The organism is Bacillus sp. z50, from assembly GCF_058313585.1.
In genome coordinates this window covers 276,505-300,373 of record NZ_JBZFQL010000002.1, presented here as the reverse complement: position 1 = coordinate 300,373, position 23,869 = coordinate 276,505, and the positions used below count along the sequence as shown (strand labels likewise).

Genomic DNA, 23,869 nt, shown 5'->3' with positions numbered 1-23,869 from the left:
TGTATGAAATGAATAGTTTAAAAGCTTCACAGGAATATAGACAGGCGAAGTTCGCTTTAGGTATTTCTTTGATACTTACAATCATTTTTCTGCTAAATGTCTATGATTTCAAAAGTATGGAAAGTAGAGGATTTTTCTTATGGATGTTTGGGATTTATACCTGCTTTACTGCCATACAGGGCATTTTGCTGAGGAGAATGAAAATAGACTTACTGGAAAAAGGAGATATTTCGATTATTACCAGGAGGTTGGGGATTATTCAACTGGCAAGTCTATTCAGCGGGAATGTCTTTTTGACAGCAGCTGCGTTGATCTTGATTAAAAAGAAGAAAAATCTCTATTACTCTCTTGGAATTTATATGCTATTGGTTGATTGCTTTGTAATAGGTGTTTCTGCCCTTAATTTGTTTAAACCGTATGTGTCAAACAGTTTTATGACAGGAATGGCTACCTTGATTGCGATAACATTGTTCCATCTGTTAGGTGTTTTGTTGCTCCTGAAAGGGAGACTGCATAAGAAGGCATCCATCGTTGTCGCTATTTTCTTTCTGTTGAGCACCCTTACCGGAAATCTGTTTTCTCTAGTGTTTGGAATAACGATCCTACTAAGGGCTAGAAATCTGCAGTATGGTGTTAAGACAGAGTGGGAATCAATATGGGAAAGGTTATCAAAGCATTTTGCAGCGATGCTGAGTTTGTTTTTTATCATCTTTCTGTTCATGATTTCAGTGTGCAGTATGTTTACTTTTGAAATGAGTCTTGCAATCGAAAATAATTACGGAGCAATCTTGCAATCTCCGAGTCTCGTTTATCCATTCGGTACGGATAATTTCGGCAGGGACGTTTTTTCCAGGCTTGTATTCGGTGCTAGAATATCACTCATTGTTGGATTCCTGGCTACCCTTATTCCTGTATTGATCGGAGGATTCCTAGGTGCCATCTCAGGCTATTATGGCAGACATACTGATAATATCATCATGCGGCTTTTAGATATTTTATATGCTATCCCAGGTATTTTGCTGGCGATTACAATCATTGCTGCCTTTGGAGCTAATACTGTTAATTTGATTATCGCCTTAAGCGTAGGGGCTATTCCTACATATGCCAGGACGATGCGCGCTAATGTGCTCCAGGTTTCTAATTATGAATTTGTAGAGGCTTCGAGGGCTCTTGGAGTAAAGGATCGTGCCATCATTTTCAAACATATCATCCCTAACTCCATGGCTCCTATGATCGTGAAATCCACTTTAACAATAGGTGCAGCTGTCATATCGACAAGCAGCTTAAGTTATCTTGGACTTGGGGTTGAACCACATATACCAGAATGGGGAAATATTTTGCGAATTGGAAGCGCCTACTTGGAATCTAATCCTTATCTTGCTATTTTTCCTGGAGTAGCAATCGTTTTGCTTGTGTTGTCATTCAATTTTCTTGGGGATGGTCTGAGGGATGCACTTGATCCTAAGCTTGATCGATCATCCTGATTATGAAAAGAAGCTTTATCAAATATGAATCATTTGGGGGAGTTATTTTGAAGATAAAAGGATTTATGCCGTTATTGCTTGTATTCTTATTGGTTCTTAGCGCATGCACAGTCCAAACAAAAGATGATGTAAGTAATAAAGTTAATGATGGTGAAAAAAAGGAAGCTATTGAGATTGAAATATTGAGTACGAGTGCCAACGAGTCAGATGTAAATATTCTTCGTGATCAACTTACGAAAAATGGATTTGAAGTCAAATTGAATCTTCAACCGGATTTCGGAAGCTTTAAAGCACAGGAAGATGCAGGCAATTTCGATGTGTCTATGTCGAGTTGGACCACAGTTACGGGTAATCCGGATTATGCGGTGCGATCGTTGTTTATAACAGGAGGGGATTATAGCATTATATCAGATCCTAAATTGGATAAATTGATTAATAAAGCATCTACTCAAACTCCAGAAGAATATAAAGGAACCTACAAAGAGTTAGAAGACCACCTTGTATTTGAAAAGGCTTATATTGCTCCTTTGTATATATCCAACAAAAATCAAGCGGTTAATACAGATATATTAAAGGAAAAATCCGTACGTTTGTCGAAGTCGCGGGCCTTGGCGTGGGATTCAATTGATTTTGCCGATACTACAAAGCGTGATAAGGAACCTTTGAAATTGACACAGTCGATGTCTACGCTAACTTCTCTTGATCCAATCAAAGGAAATGATGGTTCCATCAACCAATTGAATACGAATATGTATATACGTTTGGTGAATTTGACTGACGATGATAAAATCACCTCGGATGCATCCTTATCGTTGAATCATGCCATTGCTGAAGGAAATACGGAATATTATTTTGTACTCAGAAATGACATTCGGTTTGCTAAAGTAGAAAATAAAAAGGCAGTTGGCTCAGGTGAAAGAGTCGGAGCAGAAGATGTCATATTTTCCTTGAATCGTGCGAAAGACAAAGATTCCGTACCGGACCACAGAACATACAGCTTGCATGAGCATATCAAGAAAGTAGAAATCGTTGAGGACGTGGCGAGCCTTGAATCAGTGAAGCTTTCCAATGAGAAAGGCACCGTAAAGGACGCTCTTAATAAAGATCTGGAAAGTGAAATAACGGGACTAGTCAAAGCAAAAGAGGATGCCGATCAAAAAAATGGGAAGTATCAAGTCGTAAAAATGACAACAACTGAGCCATTCCCACAGGTGTTGAATTATCTAGCCCACCAATCTGCAGGAATTGTTTCGAAAAAACAAGTTGAAAGCATCAATACTTATGATGTAGCTTCTTTCGATGTCAAGAAAGATATCCCTTATGGAGATCAAAGTACGGTAACCGAGGGCAGCCAATATAATAACACGTTATATACAAGCGGACCTTATATAATGCTGTACAAAAATGACTATGAAGCTGTATTCCAAAAGAACCCTGCTTATATGGAAGGGGGAGAATACGAACCATATATTAATAGAGTTTCCGTACGATTTATCAAAGACCCTGATAGCGCATTTAGTGCACTACGAAGCAGTGAAATCGACATGCTATCCGGTGTACCAGAAACAAAGTTTGATATTCTTAAGGAAGACAGCAAGATGAAACTACAAAGCATCCAGAGTAATGCCGTTTCTTACTTGTTATTTAACACGAAAAATCGTGATGTTGCACAAAGTGAGAACTTAAGAAAGGCAGTTCTTTATTCCATTAATCAGGATGAGTTCATTCAATTCTATAAAGGCGATAAAGCAAAGGCTATTTCAACCGTCAGCCCGCTTGTTGATACAGGTAACGAATTATCCCCTGATGCTGAAAAAGTCAAAAAAGCTTTAGAAGCCTATCGCTCTGAAAAGTAAATAGAAACAAAAAAAGAATCCCGAAAAGGATTCTTTTTTGTTCAGTATGACTGATTAAGAATATATTCTGTATATACAAAATACGAAACTGGGAAAGGAAAACAAACTGATTTTCTATCGCCGGGTTCAATTATGGTATTGATTAGTTATAGGTATTTATAATTTACCAGCCTCTCGAAGCCCCGCCGCCGCCAGATGAACCGCCACCGCCGCCGCGATTTCCACCTCCACGACCTCCGCCGTTCCTTGAAAATGCAGACAGAATGTGAAGAAGCATATAAGTAAATGTACCACCAAAGAAAGTCATATCAATAATGATAAATGTAACAAGTGCAGCTCCTATTAATAGTTTTTTCCAGGTCGCCATACCGCCTTCATTATTTACTTCGGAGACATAAGCTTTCGAATCGGTTGATTCATTTAGTTGATATTCCTGAGAGACGACATTAAATAATTCCTTATACGTATTGATGACAGCCTCGTTAGGTTGGTTAGATTGCATATATGGAATAGTATACGTGTCCAATATTCTGCCAACCTTTCCATCAGGCAATGCCCCTTCAAGACCGTATCCAACTTCAATACGGGCTTTTCTATCCTTATTCGCTATTAATAAAAGGACACCATTATTAAGTTCCTTATCACCTAGCTCATATGTACGGAAGGCATCCAGTGCGTATTCTTCAGGTGTTTGATTATCTAAAGTATTTACGGTTAACACAGCAATTTGGGCTTTTGTTTGATCTTCCAATGTACGACCTAACTGAATCAACTGTTGTTTCTCACTGTCATCTAATAGATTGGCGAAATCCTGAACGTAAATATCCCCTTGTGGTTTGGGAACAGCTGCGGACACTGGACTTCCAATCAAGCTGACCAATAAGAATAAGAAAGTCGCCATTGAGTGGAGAATTCTTTTAAACATCATTCAGTTCCATTAAAATCTACTGTCGGTGCCTGCTCTGCGCCATCAGCAGCTTTAAAATATTCCTTGCTATCAAAATTAAATAATCCGGCAATCAAGGCACCGGGAAATTGCTTCACTTTTTTATTATAAGTGGATACTTCCGTATTATAATCCTGTCTTGCTACAGCAATCCGATTTTCAGTACCGGCCAGTTCATCCATTAATTGCTGGAAACTTTGATTGGCCTTCAGATCAGGATAGTTTTCAACAACAACTAATAGTCGATTTAATGCACCTGTAAGTTCATCATTGGCCGTTGCTTGTTCCTGCGGTGTATTAGCACCGGCAAGATTTGCACGAGCAGTTGAGACATCATTTATAACGGCTTCTTCATGCTCGGCATACCCTTTAACGGTATTAACTAAATTAGGAATTAAGTCCATCCTTCTTTGTAATTGGTTGTCGATCTGGAAATAAGCTTTATCGACATTCTCTTCTGCGTTCACAAAGCCATTATAACTCGAAGCAAACATAGCGATTATAATGCCAATAACCACAACCCCAGCAAGTAATATGATTGATCCTCTTTTCAATATTTTTGCACTCCTTTCTTACACTATATAACGTTTGATGGGTGAAAAAGTTTCATTAATCATCATACCCCTAAATATAAAAAAGCAATCTTAGTTGAAAGGCTTCATTTCCTAATTATAATTGGGTTTACCTAATAAAAAGAATGTTTTAATTAATATTCTTGCCAAATTGTCAGGTTAGTATAGTAAAGAGAAATGTTAAAGAGAGGTTAGTCTAAATCAGATAATAATTTGCAAGCAAGTTGAAGCCAATTGAATAAAATGCGACAGAGTACTGTCGGCCATTTATTATCTAAACAGTATAGGAAGAGTTTTGTTGAACTATTCTCCAAGTTCTAGGTGATAACCTGGCTATTGTATTAAATGGTTAAAGGGTTGTGAATTGAGGAATATATTGACTATCTTATTCTTGGAAGGGGTTGTTTATGATTAGACGGGAGTTAAATACTCTTGTCTTTATCTTAATTGTGGTTATTAATGCTTTGGCTAACTTGCTGCCAATCAACGGTCAGACGACAGGAGAAATATCAAATCGAATTGATGTATTAATCACACGTGCAGGTTACGCATTTTCTATCTGGTCTTTAATATTTTAATAGGTATATGGATTATTCGACAGTATCCAAGGGAGCGTCGAGGATTGCCTGTTTATACAAATACTAGCATTATATTTATGTTAAGCGGGCTATTGAACTGTACGTGGATCCTGACCTGGCATTATGAATATTTCATAGCTAGTCTTGCTGTTATGTTTACCTATTTAATCAGTTTGATCATCTTGTATAGGCGAATGAAAAATAGCAATCCTGGCTTATTAGACATCGCACCATTTTCAATCAATCTTGGATGGATTAGTGTTGCGACAATTGTTAATGTAGCTTATGTATTGAAAGAATATGGGTGGGACGGCTTTGATTTATCCGGTGAGATATGGACAGCTATTATGCTTGTGGTTGGTACAGGACTGGCGATTATCTTTAAATTTAAGGAATCGAATTATTGATATCCCTTTGTCTTTGTTTGGGCATACAATGCGATTGGAATTCGTAATCAGGAGACTTCAGAGGGCATTGCCTACATGGCATATGGGTTGGCTGTTATCATCTTTATTGCATCATGTATCCCGGTAAACAAACAAAAACAAACATATAATCACAACGTAAGGTAGATAAATAGTTAATGTTAAAGAGGCTGGGACAAATAAAACGAAATAAAGACAATAGAGCTCAGCATAATCCTCCTTCAAATATACCGATCAGAATGCTAGTTTATAAATTTGAAAGGGATATGAAGGGTATACATAAAAGAAAGTTTGGAGAATTATTCCGTGATTGGCTGAACCGGATTCATTTAAATAATGATGAGCTGAATCGTCAATTAAGCGAAATATATGAAAGATCTCGTTATGGGGAAGAGGATATTCCGAAAAACGATGTAAAGGTATTTAAAGAGATGCTTAAGCAAATTAAGAAACAATTGGATAAATCAGCTGAATAATTGGATATAAATAGATATGATAAGCACCGACTGGATAATAAATAACAAAAATATATTATAGCACGTGCAATAATGAATTAAATTTATAGCAATGTAATAATACAGCTGCCCACAGATTTTCTTCTAGAAGGATAAAAATTTCATGATTATTAGTTAGATAAATAAGTAAAAGGGCTTATCTTCCTTAAATATTAAAATGACTTTGGGCATCTTTTCATATCCGTAGGTAACGACTTATACTAAAAATATAAATTAGTCAGAATATTTGGTATTATGGAATTGGAAAAACTCTAAAGCAGGGAGGATGAAAGATTTGTTGATTCATTCACACGAAAAGAGTTTACATAAAAATAGAAGCAGGATAAGTACACAGGTACCCTATATGGATAATCCGGATCAAAAACTTGATGTTTTATTAAATGTAGCCGGGAATGTACTTTTGGTTCAAGGTTATCTGATGGAATTTGAGAAGATGATTCAATTATCTAAAGATGCAAAAAGGATAAAGAGACAGTACATAAAAATTATGAATTATATTAATGCGGAATTGCATGAAGATTATCGGGAATATTATTCAGAACGTGCCCAAACTTTATATGCTGAGTATATGAGATCATCTAAAAAAAGAAACTTTGGAGGAATCCATATACTTCATAGATACATACCACAGCGTAAATCCATCTATTAATAACTAATCATATTATTTTTCTGATCTTTATAAGAGCCTCATTTCCTTTTTAGGGAATGAGGCTCTTAGTTTATTTTACAATACTAGGAATACTTAGGAAAAAAGTATATACTTCGACAAAACTTGTTATTATACTAGGACTATAGACTTGTTTTACCAAAAATTACAAATAGGTAAAGTGTATAAAACTTTTCAATAATCCAGTAACGAAGGGTAAGAAGTGATGTGGAATGTATGAGTAAAATAAATATTCTTATAGGAGAGAGTCAGGCCATTATTCGTGATGGATTATTTATGATTTTGAAGGATGAACATGACTTTGAAATGACAGGTTGTGCTGGAGATACTGATAGTCTTATAAAAATGATGTCTGAGCAAAAACCAGATGTAATACTCCTTGATAGCAATCTTCCTCCAAATGGAGGGAATGAAGCCTTAGCAATCATTAAAAATGCCTATCCTTCTAGTCAAGTAATCATGCTTGCAGCGGATACAAATGAAGATGAAATCATCGATAGTATCAAAAAGGGAACAACCGGGTATATTTTAAAAAATGTGGAAACGAAGCATCTTCTTTATTCAATTAGGCAATGCGTGAATGGGCATATCGTACTGCCCTCTATTATTCAAAAGAATTTAATTATGTATTTACAAAATGAACCATCATCGCCAATACCAATTAAACTGGAGAAACAGGGAATTAACCTGAACGATCGGGAACATGACATTATTAAACTATTGTCAGAAGGGCATACAAATGAACAAATAGCCCACTATTTATTCTTATCTAATGGTACAGTTAAGAATTATGTAAGTCAGCTATACAGAAAGTTTAAAGTAAATAACCGTTCAGAATTGATGGCTTATATATATTCTTTAGTGAATTAAATAAATAGGAATGAAATAGTCGATTGAACTTCACCCAAGAATGGTCGATAAATAGAGTGGGATTCTTTTTAATACTCACTAAATTATTGATTAGGCTGCTAGAAATGAAAAGAGGTGAGCTATCTTTGTTTAGTCATTATTATACCTATGGATTCATGTCGCCGGCTGTATTCATCAAGATAGCTGAAGAGGCCAAACTTATTGTACCGCTTGAAAGGTTAATTATCCGCCAAGTATTCCAGCAAATTAAGGTATGGAAAAGGGAAGGGATATATATTCAACTTATTTCAATAAATATATCTGTTATTCATTTTTCACAGGAGGACTTTGTTGAATTTTTTGCAGAAGCATTAAAAGAATATGGGTTAACCGGGAAAGAAATTGGTATTGAAGTGATCGAAACTATCATGATGCATGATAAACAGGAAAATAATCATTTATTACAACAGCTCCGTCAAATGGGGATACAAGTCAGTATTGACGATTTTGGAACCGGATATAGTTCATTTAGTTATTTAAATCAATTGGCTGTTGACACTTTAAAGATTGATAAAAGCTTTGTTGATGATTTCGAAAGTAATAGTAAAATCATTTCTGCTATTATTTCGATGTCACATTCTCTAAATTTGAAAGTAATCGCTGAAGGTGTGGAGACGGATAAGCAGATGGCATTTCTAAAAAGTATCCGCTGTGACGAAGTCCAAGGTTATTTATATTCAGAACCTGTGCCTGCACATGAACTAAAAACAAAGCTTAGGAGAATCGCTAATTAACTAGTAAATTAGGTCCTTGTTCTTATGCATAGAACAAGAGGCTTTTTAGTTGAGGGAAAGTATCTATCCAAAAATAAAAAACGCGAGCAAGGCTATTAGGATCTATTGCCTTCTCGCGTTTTATTCAATTTTAATCGAAGCATCCATCATCTGTGCAAAATTCATTTACATGTTGTTTGTTTGAAGCGGTCATTAATGCCATATCATATTCTTCTTCCCATACATCCTGAAGCACTTCTTTAAGTGTTTCAGTGCTTTGGGCTCCGGAGATGGCATATTTATTATTGAATACGAATAAAGGGACTCCCTTAACTCCTATTTGTTCGGCTATTTGTATATCCTCATTTACTTGTTGTTTATATTGCTCCGTGTTAAGTACATCTAGTACTTCATGTCCGGGAAGTCCTATTTCATTTGTAAGTTTCAGAAGGGTTGCGCGGTCTCCTATATGCAGTGATTCAGAAAAATAAGCTTTAAGTATTCGTTCAGTCATCTCCTCGCTTTTCCCATACTCCTTAGCATAGTGGGTAAGACGGTGAGCATCTGTTGTATTTGTAGGAATCATTGAATCAAAGCGAAATATAATCCCTTCTTCGCGGGCCTGTTCAGATATATGTTCATTCATTTTTCTGGCATGGTCAACTGTAGTGCCATATTTAGCAGCAATAAGCTCATGAATATTTGAATTTGATTTCTTTGGAGCATCAGGCTGCAGTTGATAGCTGTGAAAATGTACTTCTATCTGATCTTTGTATATGAATTCAGCTATGGCGGCTTCTAATCGCCGTTTCCCTATATAACAGAAAGGACAAGCATAATCGAACCATATATCAACTCTCATTTTTCAAGCCTCCCTGGTCTATCTGGTTGTATGTTCAAAGTATACATTTTCAAATAGGGCATGACAATATACATGCTTGCAGGTGTGTGTCTTATCGGGTAACAGTTCGGAGTTTAATTGCTCTATGTAGTTTGCCTTAGATACATATTATACATGTTGATATATATATGAATGCTGCAACCAGAGTATCTGGACTAATTAAATTTTCCGCTTTTGAACAAAGGAATACTGCATTGGATTTACAAAGGAATCCTGATAAATACAGTTATTTTATTTGATTATAATGACTTTTACAACAATGGAATAATCCTTTTTAAAAAGCGAAAGAGATATGTCACTTTATACATGGTTATCAATAAAACAATGAAATTGAGTTAAATAATGTCATTTATTTAGATAGTTATATATAATTAATAGAAATACTCGAAATATTTGAAGTATTTATTGGTTAGAGAGTGGGAGGGATTTTTGAGTGGTCACAAAACAGGATACGAATCAGCCGTTGCGCAAGGAAGTAAAATTGCTAGGCAATATACTAGGAGAGGTTCTCATCTATCAGGGTGGACAAGAGCTTTTTAATACCGTTGAAAAGATTCGTACAATGTGTAAATCTCTTCGTTTACACGTGGAAGATGAGACGTATCATACATTAAAAAAGGAAATAGAAATGCTTAGCCCAGAGACAAGAATGCAAGTTATTAAGGCTTTTTCCGTTTATTTTCACTTAATAAATGCAGCTGAACAAAATCATCGTATTCGACGAAAGCGTGAATATCAACTGAACAATTCCGATGAGCAGCCTGGTTCAATTGAAAAAGCCATCCAATCTATGAAGGATAAAAATATTAGTGGTGAAATTATACAGCATGTTCTTGAACGAATATCACTGGAATTGATTATTACTGCCCATCCTACAGAGGCGGCTAAACGGTCTATATTAGAAATCCAAAAGAGATTATTACTTCTCCTTAAAACGCTTAATAATCCTATGTTAACCGAAAATGAATATAAGGAAATTAAAGAAGACCTCTATAATGAGATTACTACTTTATGGCATTCTGATGAATTAAGGGACAGGAAACCAACAGTCATTGATGAAGTCAGAAATGGATTGTATTATTTTGATAAGATTTTCTTTGATGTCATACCCGAAATACATCAGGAAGTAGAAGACAAATTGACTGAACATTACAGCGGTGAAATCTGGAATGTGCCAAATTTTCTTCGATTCGGTTCATGGATTGGAGGGGATCGGGATGGAAATCCGTATGTAACCCCAGCTGTTACATGGGAAACTCTAAATAGACACAGAGCATTAGTTCTCAAAAAATATGAAAAGGCTTTAATTGAATTAATGAAACGTTTATCTCACTCAACAGTCCAAATTAGAGTTGGTGATGAGATAATGAGATCGATAGAATTGGGAGAATCAAAATATATAAACGACGATAAAAAATGGCCTGTCAAAAATGAAGCGTACCGTCGTAAATTGGCTATTATGGTTGAACGTGTCCGCATGGTGGCTAATGATGAACGAGGGTATCAAACATCGGAAGAACTGCTTGAGGATCTACTGATGATTAAAGAAAGTATAGATACGCATCATCCAAAAGGGCATCAGTTAAAGCTTTTACATAAATTAATTAGACAGGTTCAGTTGTTTGGCTTCCACCTTGGAACATTGGATATTCGAAATCATAGTGATGAGCATGCAGGTGCCATTGATGAAATCCTAAGGAAAATTAAGATTACAGACAGTTATGCAAATTTGACTGAGCCAGAAAAAGAAAAGCTGCTGGAAAAATTGTTGATGGATCCAAGGCCGCTATTGCTAGACAATGAAGAATATACCAAGGAAACGCAGGAAATTATTACGGTATTTAAATTAATCAAAAAGGCCCATAAAGAATTTGGAAAAGCATCCATTAGGGTCTATATCGTCAGTATGACACGTTCGGCAAGTGATTTGCTGGAAGTTTTATTATTGGCCAAAGAAGCGGGATTATATAAGCTTCATGCAGATGGTACAGTTGAAAGTGATTTGAATGTAGCTCCATTACTAGAAACAATAGAAGATTTGTCAAACGGACCTGCTATTTTAAAAGCATTGTTTGACCTGCCAGTTTATCGTGAGCATCTAAGAAAGCTGAAAAACCAGCAGGAAATTATGCTGGGGTATTCGGATGGCAGTAAGGATGGGGGGACTCTGACCGCCAATTGGAAGCTTTATAAAGCACAGATAGAACTGCATGAATTGGCAAAGGAATATGATATTTCAACAAAATTCTTTCACGGCCGTGGTGGTTCTCTTGGCCGTGGTGGCGGGCCTTTGAGCAGAAGTCTTCTCTCTCAGCCGCTCGAAACACTGGGAGACGGGGTGAAAATAACAGAGCAAGGAGAGGTATTATCGTCTCGTTATTTAATAGAAGACATCGCATATCGTTCCTTAGAGCAAGCAACGTCAACGCTTCTGGAAACGGCTGCTAATGTTTCGAAATCTTCTGAACAAGGCCATTTAAGGGATGATAGCTGGGTACGCGCCATGGAAAGTATCTCTGATATCTCTTATGAAAAATATCAGTCACTTGTATTTAAGGATGAAGGTTTTTTAACTTACTTTAACCAAGCTACACCTCTAAAAGAAATTGGTGAACTGAATATTGGTTCCAGACCGATGGCTCGTAAAAACAGTGATAAGTTTGAAAATTTACGAGCTATTCCCTGGGTGTTTGCCTGGACACAAAGCAGACAGTTATTTCCTGCTTGGTATGCTTCCGGTACTGGTCTAGCAACATACGCATATAAAGAAAAAGGCAATATAGAGACATTGAAAGAGATGTATCAGGATTGGCCATTCTTTAGATCCACAATTGATAATTTGCAAATGGCATTAATGAAAGCAGATCTTAAAACAGCGAAAGAATATGCTGATTTGGTTGAAGATCCTTTAATTGGAGATCGGATATTTGAGGATATAGTGGAAGAGTACAACAAAACCAAATCAGTTCTGCTTGAGATAACTGGAGATGAAGAATTACTTGATCAAACACCGAATATTAAGGATTCAGTTCGTCTTCGAAATCCTTATGTGGACCCATTGAATTTCATTCAAGTTCACTTAATTAAAGAACTAAGAAGTTTAAAGGAAGTGGATACCCAATTAGTTGTTCAGGTATTACATACGATTAATGGTATAGCCGCAGGTCTTCGTAATACAGGATGATTGATTAAGGTAGGGAGGATGACAGTAGAGTCATCCTTCTTTTTATTTTCTTGAGATGCGTAAAAGCATTTATTTGAATTTATTGTGAAAAATTAAAAATTAAATTTTACAGGTAAATTTTCTCCGAATTTAAAGGTTTTCCTACGGGAAACATGAAAATTATACGGTAAAAACTGCTTATTTATTATGATTTTGCTATAATACCAATTTCAAAATATATTATTATAATATAAAAACCTAAGGATGTAAATAAACGATAGATTTTAAGGTAAAGACGCTTATAAAAAATGATATAGGAAAGATTTGGAGAAGAATGTCGGTTGTCATATAATTATTTAAGGATAGGATAAAAATCCTATCTATTTCCAGGAAAGGGGATTAAGAGGATATCAGAAATTGGGCCTGCAGTCTGGGGGACCGGGCCCAATAGTCTGTTGCTGGGTACACCAACATAATAGTAGTATACCCATTATTGAATAGAAAGCAAATATAATTCAAAAAGGGTGGAGTATATGATAGTGGAAAACAGACCATATATTAGGATAGATACAAAGGTTTTATTACCCGTTTTTGTGGAAGGTTATTTGTATACTCAGTTATATTTTCAGGATACTTTTTATATGGTGGAGAAATCTCCGCTTGCTATTTTAAAAGACAGTATCATTGGCTATGGTGCTGATTATCAAGGGGCAAAAAACAGTTCAAAATCATATCTGGGAGGAAGTTATATTTTGCCTCTGCAGATTAGCGGCCAACATAGTATTTATATGTTTCCGACTCATTCTTGTCGTGATGTAGAATGTGCTTGGATAGCACTAGATCACTATCGAGGATGCGACCCGATTGATAGTAGTGAGTGTTACGTATACCTTTCCAATCAAACAACTATAAACATTAATTGTAAAGCATCCATACTAATGAAACGATATAATAACGCATTAAAGCTAAAAGATAAAATAGAAAAGTTCAGTCTCACTTAATGATCTTTCTTTGAAATCATGAAGGCTGTTTAATAGAAAGTTTCGTAATTTTGAAAAATGATATTCTAAAAGTTTAGATTAAAAGAATTCAGCACTAGACTGGATTCTTTTTTGTTAGGTTTTAAGTGCAAAGCGACAGACGTACTGCTACTTCTATCTATTTAAGATATAAATAGTAAATAATCAGAATAGTAGTTATTTTAGAAAACAAAATGAGAAAATAGACTCTTTTTTTTGAAAACTCAATTGATTCTTAATACTATTTGTGTTAAATTCTATGTAAATGGTCACAAATTACACTGATTTGTTGAATTAATTACTAAATTATGCATAAAAATTTATATATTAGTCTGATGAGGAGGAAAAGAAGTGGATAATATGCTACTAAATGAACTTGCTATAGAGGATAAAGGTAAAGTGGGAGATATCGTTGAATTTGAGCGACGTGGTCTTTCTATTTTAGGAAAAGTATCAATTGTTAGGGAGTTATCATGTATTGTTGAAATAGATGAAGAAGTAGCAGAGCATTTTTGTTATGAAACACCGAGAACGGTCGTGCGCCATAATAATTACAAAGTAGTTAGATCATCATCCATGTAACCTGTATCTGTCTATAAAACTAGCACTTAAACTGAATGAAATAGATTTAATAATCTGAAATATTCATATATAGATAAAAGCACTCGGTTTATGAACTGTACATAAAAGTTAGCTGCTTATCTAACTTTCTTAGTTCAGATTTTTATGCTGAGTGCCTTTATCTGTTCATTCTTCTTGTAACCAGGGACTTGGTCTATCAATCTGTATAAAAAGCTGGTTATTCCCACAACAAAAAAAATTTATTCCCCCAACAAATTATCATAATAATTTTTCTGAATATTTAAAATTATAGGTAGGAATTTAAAGGTCGTGTAAAGAACATATTGTAAGAAGCATAGTGGAATTAATCATCTGAAAAAAGATAGCTTTGTTTGTATCGACAGTTTTTTAAAATTTTATTTGAAAACGCTTACATGCAAAGGGGGTGTTTAATAGGCTTTGTTTATTCTTTTATTTACGTCCTGGAGTCTTTAGATAAAAAGGTAAAGTAGTACCGTAATCTTTCTTTGTTTCTAATATGCAAGAGAATGGTTAACTGCTACATTGAAAATCCTTTGGTAAATTTATGAATCCTCTGAGGTATCGTAGCGTTTTAAATAGGAATAACACTTCAAGATTAGCAGTGTTCAGTTTGATATAATTGGTAGTTTTAATTGGTAGGTCCTTATAGGAAGCTTCAAGCTGGAGACATGAGAATTTATTTTTTTTGTGAAAAATTCCGCGAATTGGAGGAGAAAAAGTGAAGCTATCACAATTGCTTGATTCGAATATCGAAAAATTCGATGAGTACTCTTTTTTATTCTATGGAAACAAGCAATTTACAAATGTAGAGACAAGGAGATATGCCAATCGATTGGCCAATGGATTTAGAAATAGAGGGATTCAGCCAGGAGACAGAATCCTTGTCATTATGCCAAATATGCCTGAAGTATTAATTGCGTATCAAGGGATAACAAGAGCCGGTGCTATCATTGTACCTGTTATGTTTTCACTCCATCCAAAAGAAATTGCCTATATTGCCGCAAATTGCGGAGCCAAACTAATTATCACCTCTAAAATCATACTCGATCATATCCAACAAGCGATTGATTTATTAAACATAAAACCAACCGTAATTATTACAGATGATGATACTTCCAGTACTGCGATTAATATATATGAATATATGGATTCCAATGAGAATTTGGACAAGCGATTTTCTATAGATATCGATTCAAAAGATACTGCTGTTATTCTCTATACCTCAGGTACTACAGGTAACCCAAAGGGAGTTATGCTGACTCATTCAAACCTCTATTCAAATGCGGTTAACTCTGCCAAACATGCTAATACAGAGAGAGGAACGACACTCGGAATTCTTCCGCTAGCTCATGTGTATGGGTTAACCATATCAAATACATGTTACATAGTGGGAAGTTCAATTGTTATCTTCTCCAGGTTTGACCCTGCAAAAACATTAGCAGCAATAGAAAAGCACAGAATTAAATCGTTTGCCAGTGTTCCTGCCATGATTCATGCCTTGGTCTCGTATCCTGATTATAATCAATACGATCTTCAAAGCTTGGAATCTATAAGTTCAGGTTCTGCGCCATTACCCACTGCCTTGCTGGCAGCATTTGAAGAAAGGTTTGGGGCAAAGGTTTATGAAGGTTATGGATTATCTGAGGCCTCACCTATTGTTACAGCTCATAAAAAGGGTCAGCCGGTTAGACCCGGATCTGTTGGATTTCCTATACCGGGGGTACAAATTAAAATTGTGGATGGATTGGCTTTGGAGCTGCCAACCGGTGAGATTGGAGAAGTGGTGGTGAAGGGAGAAAATGTGACACCCGGTTATTTTCACAATGAAAGCGAAACAAACAACGTATTAATAGACGGTTGGTTGCATACGGGAGATTTAGGACGTATCGACGAAGATGGTTATTTATATATTGTCGACCGAAAAAAAGATTTAGTTATCCGTGGAGGGTTCAATATTTATCCACGTGATGTAGAGGAGATATTAAGTCAGCATCATGCGGTATCTGAAGTGGCTGTCATTGGAATACCAGATGCCAGTATGGGTGAAGAGTTGGTAGCATGCATTGTCAGGGAATCAAAAAAAGATATCCAGGAAGAGGAACTAATTGCATATTGTCAGGAACATCTTGCAAAAAATAAAACGCCAAGAAAAATATTATTTTTTGATGCACTACCGCGGAATGGTGTAGGGAAAATTCTGAAGACTCATCTCCGAACTGCCGCATCCGAGAGAATAATAGAGCGGGACTATAAATAATTTTAATGAAGGGAGTTTATAAATATGAGAGAAACCATTACAGCTACGTCAAGAGGCCTCTTGGTAGATTCATTTCCATATCGTTTGTATCAAAAAGCAAAAAGGGTGGGGACATGGAATCCAGCTGATATCGATTTTACAAAGGATGCTACGGATTGGAAGCAGGCAACACCGGGACAAAGGCATAGCATTCTTCGTCTTCTTTCACAATTTCAGGCAGGAGAAGAAGCTGTCACACTTGATTTATTACCGCTTATGATGGCAATTGCCAAGGAGGGACGGATTGAAGAGGAAATGTTCCTGACTACCTTCCTGTTTGAAGAAGCAAAGCATACTGAATTTTTTAGAGCCGTCTTGGACGCAATTGGAGAAAAGGGTGAGTTAAATCCTTTATTAACAGATACGTATAAGCAAGTATTTCAAGTCATTTTACCAAATGCAATGGATCGCCTGCTTACAGATCAATCACCTGAGGCGATTGCGGATGCCTCCACTGTATATAACATGTTTGTAGAAGGGGTACTTGCTGAAACGGGATATTTTTCATTTTATCAATCGCTGGAAAAATCAAATTTAATGCCAGGATTGCTTGAGGGAATTGGCAATTTGAAGAGGGATGAATCTCGCCATATCGGCTATGGTACTTACTTGCTTCAGCGTTTGATTTGTGAGCATCCTCATATATATGATGATGTTGTCATGAAACGGATGGCGGAGTTAACGCCGATGGCTCTAACAATTGTGGAAGAGGGATTAACAGATGCGGATATAGAGGCATTTGGGACAAGCCCTGAAGAGGTTGTTAACTTTTCCATGAAGCAGCTTCAAATTAGAATGGATATTCTATCAAGGGCGAGAGGAAAGAAAATTGAAGAGATCTATAGAACTTCTGAAAGCGAAGTTGGCATGATTTAAGTAAGAACACTCGACTCTATAAATCTAGTAAATCTATTCAGGTGCTCTATAGAGCATCTGTAAATAAAACATACCGACTGGTTAGTATTTAAATGATAGGGGGATTAGTATGTATTTACGTTTAACTGATGAACAAAAAATGGTTCAAAAAACAATTCGTAGATTTGTGGAAAAGGAATTAATGCCATTAGAAAATGAAGTGTTACGAAATGAACGAGAAGGGAAACCAAGCCTCTCTCCGGGTAAGCTTAAGGAATTACAATTAAAAGCGAAGGAAGCTGGATTTTGGGGCATTAACACACCTGAAGAATATGGCGGCGCTGACTTAGGTCAGATGATGATGGCTATTGTAGCTATTGAGGTAGCCAAAACGTTTGTCCCTTTCACCTTTGGCGGTTCAGCGGACAATATTCTGTACTATGCAAATGATGAACAAAAGAAAAAATACTTGATCCCTACAATAAACGGTGACAAGAAATCCTGTTTCGCCATGACAGAACCAGGTGCAGGCTCGGATACGCAAAATATAAAAATGACAGCTGTAAAGAATGGCTCAGAATGGGTCCTTAATGGAGAGAAGACCTTTATTACGGGAGGAAATGATGCTGACTTTGTTATGGCCATGGCAATTACCGATAAACAACAGCACATCGAATCAAGAGGTCGTGAAGGAGTAACCTGTTTTATCGTAGACCGTGATATGGGATGGCGTTCTGAGTTTATCCAAACGATGGGGGAAGGAGGTCCAGCCGGATTAGTGTTTGATAATGTTCGAGTTCCTGAGGAAAATATCTTAGGTGAATTGCATAAAGGATATAATTTAGGGCTTGAATGGATTGGCTTTGCAAGATGGATTGTAGGAGCGCGCGCTGTTGGTGCGGCTGAGCGATTATTGCAAATGGCAATTGATTATGCAAAGGAGCGTATCACATTCGGTAAACCAATTGCCGAGCGACAAGCCATTCAATGGCAGATAGCTGATTCTGCGGTTGAGATTGAAGCAGCGAGGTGGCTTACCTTAAATGCTGCATTTACTCTTGATCATGGGGAAGATAACCGGCATGTAGCGTCGATTGCAAAATTGTATGGGGCCAATATGGGAAATCGGGTGGTCGATCGGGTTTTACAAATTCATGGTGGTATGGGTTATACGAGAGAATTACCGATTGAGCGTTGGTACCGTGAAGCAAGACTTTGGAGAATTTATGATGGAACTGACGAAATCCAGCGAATGATCATCGCCCGTAATCTTATAAAAGGTCATGTTAAAATAGGAGAATTTAGCTGAATCAACTCCTAATAAAAGGAATTTTGTGGTTTTTGTAGAAATAATTAACGTTTATCTTATTTGAAAGGGATGTGAACGTAGCATGACTGGGAGATTTGAAAATAGAGTGGCCATTATTACCGGAGGAAGTAGAGGGATAGGTAAAGCAATTGCAGAAAATTTGGCCGTACAAGGTGCTAAGGTAGCGCTTTTTGATGTAAATGAAGAAGCACTGCAAGCGACTGCGGAACAATTTAAACAGAAAGAATTTGATTGTATGACTCGTGTTGCAGATGTTACTTCATCAGAGGAAGTGGAGAAAGCTGTAAAGGAAGTATATGAACACTATGGCGCTATTGATATTCTGGTTAATAATGCAGGAGTCATCCGAGATAACCTGATTTTTAAAATGACAGATACAGATTGGCAATTGGTAATGGATGTTCACTTGAAGGGCTCCTTTAATATGACTAGAGCAGCGCAAAAATATATGGTCCAGCAAAAGTATGGGCGCATTATTAATATCTCCTCCACCTCAGCGCTTGGGAACAGAGGGCAAGTGAATTATTCTGCAGCAAAGGCCGGTTTGCAGGGGTTTACTAAAACCTTGGCTATTGAACTGGGTGGGTTTGGTATTACGGCTAATTCAGTGGCACCTGGATTTATTGAAACAGATATGACAAAGGAGACAGCTGCTCGAGTCGGTATACCATTTGAACAGTTAATTGAAGCAAATGTTTCAATCATTCCTGTTGGACGCAGTGGTAAACCTGAAGATATTGCTAACGCTGTTTTATTTTTTGCTGATGAAAAGTCTTCGTTTGTAAACGGACAGGTTTTATATGTGGCAGGTGGACCTAAAAATTAATTGAGGTGAGATGAATGTTTGCTCAAGCAGTAGGCAAGAGATCAAATCGAGTGTTAAATAGAGTTGACAGAGAACGTGTTAAACAATTTGCCAAAGCAATTGGAGATGAGCATCCTATATATGTTGATCGGGAATATGGCAAGAAATCAAGATACGGTGAGAATATCGCTCCACCAACATATCCAAGAGTATTCAATTATGGAGAGTTAGAAGGTCTGGAGCTGCCATCTAAAGGACTAATCCATGGAGAGCAAATCTATCATTATGAGAGACCTTTATTAATAGATGAAGAAGTATATTGTTTTGCAAAAGTAAAAGATTATAAAGAGAGAACTGGAAGTAACGGAAAAATGGGCATTTTGCGGATTGAAAACAATGGTGAAGATAAAGAAGGAAACTCGATATTTACTTCTACCATTGTCATTATTATAAATGAAGTTGTGCAAAAGGAGTTGAAAGCATGACATGTTTGCTTGATATACAGACTGGTGATGAATTGGAAGAAGTAAAATTGGAACCTGTTTCTAAAGAAGCATTGGTTGAGTACGCTAATGCTTCTGGGGATCATAATCCTATCCATAAGGATGAAGAGCAAGCAAAAAGATTAGGACTTCCGGGTATTATAGCACATGGAATGTGGACAATGGGGAATCTGTCAAAACTGTTTACCCCTTATTATGAGGATGGATTTATAAAAGATTTTACAATTCGTTTTCGTGACATGGTCTTTTTGAACGATTCAATAAGATTAAAAGCAAAGCTTGAAACAAAATTAGAAAATGAGTTACATTTTATCGTTTCTGCTATTAATCAAAAAGAGCAGGAGGTACTGAAAGGTACCGTAGTGTATTATTTATACGAAACTAGTTAAATACAGGCAGCTTTTAAGCTGCCTGTATCCGGTAAATGATTAACGATAGAAGAGGCCTAATGAGATATCTAACAGACGCTGTTTTTCATCCTCTGTTAAGGTTCTGCCATATAGCACAATCTCATTCTCATGCATGAATTTATGCAAGTCATAGGATCCTTGTAACTGTGTTAATTCAGGTATTTTTCGTTCATTAGAGTTACCCAGTAAATAATCGACAGATACATCAAAATAATGGGCAAGTTCCAATATTCCGTCAATACTTGGTTCGCGTGTTTCCCGTTCGTAAGATCCCATGGTTGATTGTGCGACCCCTATAATAGCTCCTAGTTCTTCCTGTGACAAACGCTTCTCTTTACGCAACTCTTTTAACCTGCTTCCAAAAGAGGATTTCATGGTTGCTCCCACCTTTTACGAAACGTATTGTATATATATATTATAGGACAAAAGTTACAAATGAGCGAGTAATAAGGTGTAAAATGTCTCTTTATAGTACATTTTATATGTCTTTTTATCGTGCATAATTAGAAATCACCCAAATTGTGCCTATGATCTCTTTTATCCTTCTTGTTGTCTAAACAATGCCGTAATCCATATTTAAGTATTGCCAATCAGTATGGCTCAACCATTAATTTCGTAAACTTTTCCTGTTGTAACGTTAACTCCATACCATCCCCAGGTTGCGGTATGCTGGCTTTCTCCCTCATCAACTACTACTTCATATACATGTATAGATAAATCCTCAGTGCCTGATATCTTCCCTTGGACTTCGAAATGAACGTTTGATTCATTGGTATAATTAATATGATCCTTTACGAGATTAATAGCCTGATCCTGAGCGGATTCGAGATCAGAAGTGCCCTGTTGTTTTTCGTTTTCTTCATCAGACGAGAGTTTGGTTGTTTCATCTTCAACCGTATTCGTTGTATCAGCAGTGTTTATTTTATCTTCTGTGGAGTTTATATTTGAATCAACATCATCGGTAATAGGTGATTCCTCTTCGGCGTATTTTTCGATTTCTTTGTGTAAATTTATGATTTCCCTTTCCAACTGTTTATTGTTTTCTTTAGCAAGATTAATTTCTTTATTTAATTGTTCCAGCTCAGCGGAAGCTTTAGAATGCTGATAGTAATATTGAATGATTAATCCGAGGCTAAACAAACCTGCTAAAACAAATAATAGTACTATTTTTCTTGTGTTTAATTTTCTCATATGAATCTCCCTCTTGTTATTTTAATATAATTTTATAAATAAATAGGCTAGATGTGTAGTCTAAAATGCGAATATTCCGTTTTATCTTGAGTTGCTAAAGTGTGTTGATAAAATTGATTTAATAAATGCATAAGTGGTTGATATGATTACGAAGAATAGTTTTATAAGAATAGGGAATAGGTACATAAGAAATGATTGATAGGGAGTGACATTATGAGATTAAAGGATAAGAAGATTCTAAGTTTTGTACATCATGAATTTGAGGACCTCGAATTGTGGTATCCAATTCATCGACTGCGTGAAGAAGGAGCAATAGTTCATTTGGCGGGTGAACAGGCAAAAGTCAAGTATATTGGCAAGTATGGCGTACCCGCAGAAAGTGAGTATAGCTTTGCAGAAGTAAATCCAAATGATTATGACGCAGTTTTAGTTCCTGGAGGCTGGGCTCCTGATAAACTTCGCAGATTTCCAGAAGTATTAGAGTTTATCCAAAAAATGGATGAACGGCAAAAACCAATCGGACAAATTTGCCATGCAGGCTGGGTATTGATATCAGCTGATATTTTAAAGGGAGTAAAGGTGACAAGTACACCTGGAATACGAGATGATATGGTCAATGCAGGAGCTTCCTGGTATGATGAAGCGGTTATCGTAGACGGACATATTGTTTCAAGTCGACGCCCGCCTGATTTACCGGATTACATGCGTGAATTTATCAAAGTACTAGAGAACTAATAAAGAAGCCAGTGTTTAAATGTAAACACTGGCTTCTTTATATTGTCTGTGGATCCTAAGACTTAAGATGGAATAGCTACTCTTAATTGTCGAATCACATTATTAATATATTTTCTGTTTTTGTAAATGAAAAGTTTTAATTGATCACCTGAAAGCTGTAATTCATCTATGTCGCTATAAAACTCTCCCTTACCATGCGCTGTCCATTTTCCTTCTTTATCATAAAACATTAAGGTCCAGTGGCCACCTCTAATATGGTCTTCAAAGATAAAGTAATACTTCTTACCAACTTCATCATAAGAAGAGATAGATTTAAAATCAGCCAGGAATTGATCGATATCTTTTTTATACACAATGACCTTCATACAAGTTCCCTCCTAATTTATTATTCTACTCTTAACATGAGTTTTTTATAAGAAACATGTGTGTATGGTGTCCTATAAGATTTAATTATATAATTTTATCTGAATTTTCACCATAGCTAGATTTTCGATATTGTTAACAAAAATTTAATATGGAGAAAGTTCTTTTAAATGACCAAAACTGTAATATTTTTTATTTATAATTATTATAAATAAAAAGGGTTCTTGGAGAGCGAATGGGATGGAATAGATACACTTATAAAACTTTTTTAGTGATATTGATATTTTAAAGGTTTATAAGTGTTTTTTAAAGGGGGGAGAGTGTGGGCGCTATTCTTGTTATAGGTATGTTGATTATACCGGCCTCAACTGCCTATCTTTTAACAGAGCGCCTGAGTGTCATGATTATGATCAGTTTAATAGTTGGGGTAAGCTCCGTTTTCGGTTATTACACAGCCGTTGTTTTAGATGTCTCTATTGCCGGTTGTATGGTTGCAGTGTCTGGCTTGATTTTTGGACGTGTTTTTGTTCTCACCTACCCATGGAATCGTGTTTAAAAATTTCCAACATAGAAAATTAAGAAATTCTTTTATTTAAAATGTTCAAAGGTAAATGAAGCGATTGTCTAATAAGCTGAACAGAAGCAGTTTATTGAGCAATCCTTGTTTTGTTTATGTTCTTTATTCATCTAGCGGTTTAAAGTATGGTAACATGCTAAGGGAAGATTTTAGGTAAAAAGGATAAAAGGAGTTTTTATGAAAGTTTTTAAGTTCATCAGTTCTTCATTTGTAATTGTAATAGCTTATTTTTGTCGTTAAAGAGAGCATTTGGCTTTATCCGTACTTGCATATGTCGATAGGATTCATGTTTATGGTGACGTGTATTGAACAAATACGTTTAAAACATAAGGGATTAGCTATAGTAAACGGTGTGCTATCGTTTTTCTTTTTCAGTTTAGCTCTTATTAGGCTATTCTACGCTGAATTGTAGAATATTTTATGACCATGCTTCATTTTTCTGGCGTGAATGAC

At 36.2% G+C, this 23,869-nt stretch carries 23 protein-coding genes and 1 pseudogene; 18 read left to right on the top strand and 6 right to left on the bottom strand.

Annotated elements, in window-relative coordinates:
• Nucleotides 1–8: 8 nt before the first annotated feature.
• Together AC4G3N_RS07290 and AC4G3N_RS07285 are read left to right on the top strand one after the other, a co-directional pair.
• The gene (locus AC4G3N_RS07290; protein WP_139063783.1) at nt 9–1,484 is read left to right on the top strand and encodes an ABC transporter permease; all 1,476 of its coding nucleotides are present in this window, start codon (nt 9–11) and stop codon (nt 1,482–1,484) included.
• Between the two features lie 47 nt (nt 1,485–1,531).
• Complete coding sequence (locus AC4G3N_RS07285) at nt 1,532–3,340, top strand: ABC transporter substrate-binding protein (RefSeq protein ID WP_491089970.1); 1,809 nt, start codon at nt 1,532–1,534, stop codon at nt 3,338–3,340.
• Between the two features lie 163 nt (nt 3,341–3,503).
• On the opposite strand, the gene AC4G3N_RS07280 is transcribed toward AC4G3N_RS07285, so the two are convergent.
• Nucleotides 3,504–4,265, bottom strand: coding sequence for a TPM domain-containing protein (locus AC4G3N_RS07280; protein WP_066102243.1), 762 nt, complete (start codon nt 4,263–4,265; stop codon nt 3,504–3,506).
• Nucleotides 4,265–4,780 carry a LemA family protein gene (locus AC4G3N_RS07275; protein ID WP_491090087.1) on the bottom strand — a complete coding sequence of 172 codons (516 nt, stop codon included), beginning with the start codon at nt 4,778–4,780 and terminating at the stop codon, nt 4,265–4,267. Before AC4G3N_RS07275 ends, AC4G3N_RS07280 begins: the two co-directional genes overlap by 1 nt.
• Before the next feature lie 485 nt (nt 4,781–5,265).
• Between AC4G3N_RS07275 and AC4G3N_RS07270 the strand changes: the two are divergent.
• The 5 genes and pseudogenes from AC4G3N_RS07270 to AC4G3N_RS07250 all read left to right on the top strand — a co-directional run bounded on the left by AC4G3N_RS07270 (nt 5,266) and on the right by AC4G3N_RS07250 (nt 8,686).
• A pseudogene (locus AC4G3N_RS07270) lies at nt 5,266–6,008 on the top strand (TspO-related membrane protein).
• A gap of 11 nt (nt 6,009–6,019) precedes the next feature.
• Complete coding sequence (locus tag AC4G3N_RS07265) at nt 6,020–6,337, top strand: hypothetical protein (protein WP_066100214.1); 318 nt, start codon at nt 6,020–6,022, stop codon at nt 6,335–6,337.
• Between the two features lie 304 nt (nt 6,338–6,641).
• Entirely contained in the window at nt 6,642–7,025 is a 384-nt protein-coding gene (locus AC4G3N_RS07260) for a hypothetical protein (RefSeq protein ID WP_139891203.1), read from the top strand.
• A gap of 234 nt (nt 7,026–7,259) precedes the next feature.
• Nucleotides 7,260–7,913: a response regulator gene (locus tag AC4G3N_RS07255; RefSeq protein WP_066100207.1), complete on the top strand. Its 654-nt coding sequence runs from the start codon at nt 7,260–7,262 to the stop codon at nt 7,911–7,913.
• 125 nt (nt 7,914–8,038) lie between these two features.
• Entirely contained in the window at nt 8,039–8,686 is a 648-nt protein-coding gene (locus tag AC4G3N_RS07250; protein WP_066100204.1) for an EAL domain-containing protein, read from the top strand.
• Between the two features lie 130 nt (nt 8,687–8,816).
• Here the strand turns inward: AC4G3N_RS07250 and AC4G3N_RS07245 are convergent, their stop codons facing one another.
• Nucleotides 8,817–9,527: a DsbA family oxidoreductase gene (locus AC4G3N_RS07245; protein WP_066100201.1), complete on the bottom strand. Its 711-nt coding sequence runs from the start codon at nt 9,525–9,527 to the stop codon at nt 8,817–8,819.
• 472 nt (nt 9,528–9,999) lie between these two features.
• Between AC4G3N_RS07245 and ppc the strand changes: the two genes are divergently transcribed.
• The 9 genes from ppc to AC4G3N_RS07200 all read left to right on the top strand — a co-directional run bounded on the left by ppc (nt 10,000) and on the right by AC4G3N_RS07200 (nt 20,529).
• Nucleotides 10,000–12,750 (top strand): phosphoenolpyruvate carboxylase, encoded by a 2,751-nt coding sequence (gene ppc / locus AC4G3N_RS07240; RefSeq protein WP_139891202.1) that lies wholly within the window; start codon nt 10,000–10,002, stop codon nt 12,748–12,750.
• A gap of 518 nt (nt 12,751–13,268) precedes the next feature.
• Nucleotides 13,269–13,730, top strand: a complete 462-nt coding sequence (locus AC4G3N_RS07235) for a competence protein ComK (protein WP_175354212.1) — start codon at nt 13,269–13,271, stop codon at nt 13,728–13,730.
• A gap of 378 nt (nt 13,731–14,108) precedes the next feature.
• Nucleotides 14,109–14,330, top strand: coding sequence for a DUF2187 family protein (locus tag AC4G3N_RS07230; RefSeq protein ID WP_066102241.1), 222 nt, complete (start codon nt 14,109–14,111; stop codon nt 14,328–14,330).
• 739 nt (nt 14,331–15,069) lie between these two features.
• Nucleotides 15,070–16,608, top strand: a complete 1,539-nt coding sequence (locus tag AC4G3N_RS07225; RefSeq protein WP_066100192.1) for a class I adenylate-forming enzyme family protein — start codon at nt 15,070–15,072, stop codon at nt 16,606–16,608.
• A 24-nt stretch (nt 16,609–16,632) separates the two neighbouring features.
• Entirely contained in the window at nt 16,633–17,523 is an 891-nt protein-coding gene (locus AC4G3N_RS07220) for a R2-like ligand-binding oxidase (protein WP_066100189.1), read from the top strand.
• A gap of 109 nt (nt 17,524–17,632) precedes the next feature.
• A complete protein-coding gene (locus AC4G3N_RS07215; RefSeq protein WP_066100188.1) occupies nt 17,633–18,811 on the top strand; it encodes an acyl-CoA dehydrogenase family protein in 1,179 nt (392 codons plus the stop codon).
• Between the two features lie 82 nt (nt 18,812–18,893).
• On the top strand, nt 18,894–19,658 hold the full coding sequence (locus AC4G3N_RS07210; protein ID WP_066100185.1) for a beta-ketoacyl-ACP reductase: 765 nt from the start codon (nt 18,894–18,896) through the stop codon (nt 19,656–19,658).
• A gap of 14 nt (nt 19,659–19,672) precedes the next feature.
• A complete protein-coding gene (locus tag AC4G3N_RS07205) occupies nt 19,673–20,122 on the top strand; it encodes a MaoC family dehydratase N-terminal domain-containing protein (protein ID WP_066100182.1) in 450 nt (149 codons plus the stop codon).
• Complete coding sequence (locus AC4G3N_RS07200) at nt 20,119–20,529, top strand: MaoC/PaaZ C-terminal domain-containing protein (protein WP_066100179.1); 411 nt, start codon at nt 20,119–20,121, stop codon at nt 20,527–20,529. Before AC4G3N_RS07205 ends, AC4G3N_RS07200 begins: the two co-directional genes overlap by 4 nt.
• Before the next feature lie 39 nt (nt 20,530–20,568).
• On the opposite strand, the gene AC4G3N_RS07195 is transcribed toward AC4G3N_RS07200, so the two are convergent.
• Together AC4G3N_RS07195 and AC4G3N_RS07190 are read right to left on the bottom strand one after the other, a co-directional pair.
• Nucleotides 20,569–20,925 carry a helix-turn-helix domain-containing protein gene (locus tag AC4G3N_RS07195; protein ID WP_066100178.1) on the bottom strand — a complete coding sequence of 119 codons (357 nt, stop codon included), beginning with the start codon at nt 20,923–20,925 and terminating at the stop codon, nt 20,569–20,571.
• Nucleotides 20,926–21,150: 225 nt separating this feature from the next.
• Nucleotides 21,151–21,741: an FtsB family cell division protein gene (locus tag AC4G3N_RS07190; protein ID WP_066100175.1), complete on the bottom strand. Its 591-nt coding sequence runs from the start codon at nt 21,739–21,741 to the stop codon at nt 21,151–21,153.
• A gap of 213 nt (nt 21,742–21,954) precedes the next feature.
• Here AC4G3N_RS07190 and AC4G3N_RS07185 point away from each other — a divergent pair, with 213 nt between their 5' ends.
• Nucleotides 21,955–22,476: a type 1 glutamine amidotransferase domain-containing protein gene (locus tag AC4G3N_RS07185; protein WP_066100172.1), complete on the top strand. Its 522-nt coding sequence runs from the start codon at nt 21,955–21,957 to the stop codon at nt 22,474–22,476.
• Between the two features lie 62 nt (nt 22,477–22,538).
• On the opposite strand, the gene AC4G3N_RS07180 is transcribed toward AC4G3N_RS07185, so the two are convergent.
• A complete protein-coding gene (locus tag AC4G3N_RS07180; protein ID WP_066100171.1) occupies nt 22,539–22,841 on the bottom strand; it encodes a hypothetical protein in 303 nt (100 codons plus the stop codon).
• Nucleotides 22,842–23,161: 320 nt separating this feature from the next.
• Between AC4G3N_RS07180 and AC4G3N_RS07175 the strand changes: the two genes are divergently transcribed.
• Nucleotides 23,162–23,395 carry a metal ABC transporter permease gene (locus tag AC4G3N_RS07175; RefSeq protein ID WP_262365954.1) on the top strand — a complete coding sequence of 78 codons (234 nt, stop codon included), beginning with the start codon at nt 23,162–23,164 and terminating at the stop codon, nt 23,393–23,395.
• The last annotated feature ends 474 nt before the right edge of the window (nt 23,396–23,869 follow it).